General features: G+C 67.3%; 1 protein-coding gene. It reads right to left on the reverse strand.

The window, feature by feature from the left end:
• Positions 1–620, reverse strand: a 620-nt coding sequence (locus ABY44_RS00880) for a DUF1972 domain-containing protein (protein WP_431640743.1), incomplete at its 3' end; no start/stop codon positions are given.
• Positions 621–649 lie beyond the last annotated feature (29 nt).

The following is a 649-nucleotide window of genomic DNA, read 5'->3' on the forward strand; positions in this document are numbered from 1 at the left end:
TTGGCGACGTCGGCAGCATCGGAGAAGAACCAACCGTTGCCGTCGAGCACCTCCCGGTTGAAGGGGACGTCGAAGCCGATGACGGCGGTGCCGGCACCCATCGCGCGAAGGAGCGACGGGTTGGTTCCGCCGACGGAGTGGCCGTGCACGTACGTGAGTGCATTCGCATAGAGCGCGTCGAGCAGCTCCTGGTCGTACACGCCGCCGACGAGCCGGATCCGTTCGTCACCATCGGCCACGCGTTCGATCTCTTGGGTGTATCCCGCGCTGTACGGTGCGGAGCCGACCACCACGAGAGGCAACTTCGCGTCGCTGTCGCGGTAGCCCTCCACGATCTCGAGCACATGGTTCTCCGGCTCGAACCGGGCCACCACGAGGTGGTATCCGCCCGATTCCAGCCCCATCTCGGCGACTCCGCGCTCGGGCAGCTGATCGAGGATGGGGGCGCCGTAGCGGATGAGCTCGGTGGGCACATCGAACTGGTGCCGGTAGTAGTCGGCGATTCCCGGCGCATCGGCGATGAGAGCATCGGCGGTGCGCACCCCGAACTGCTCGGCCCAGCGGTAGTAGGCCTTGCCGCGCGGTCCCCACTTCGAGCGTCGCCATTCGAGCCCGTCCATGTGCAGGGCGACGGGTGCTCGGCGCATCC

Source organism: Burkholderia sp. ZZQ-2 (assembly GCF_050768715.1).
In the GTDB taxonomy this organism is placed as follows: Bacteria; Pseudomonadota; Gammaproteobacteria; order Burkholderiales; family Burkholderiaceae; genus Burkholderia; species Burkholderia cepacia.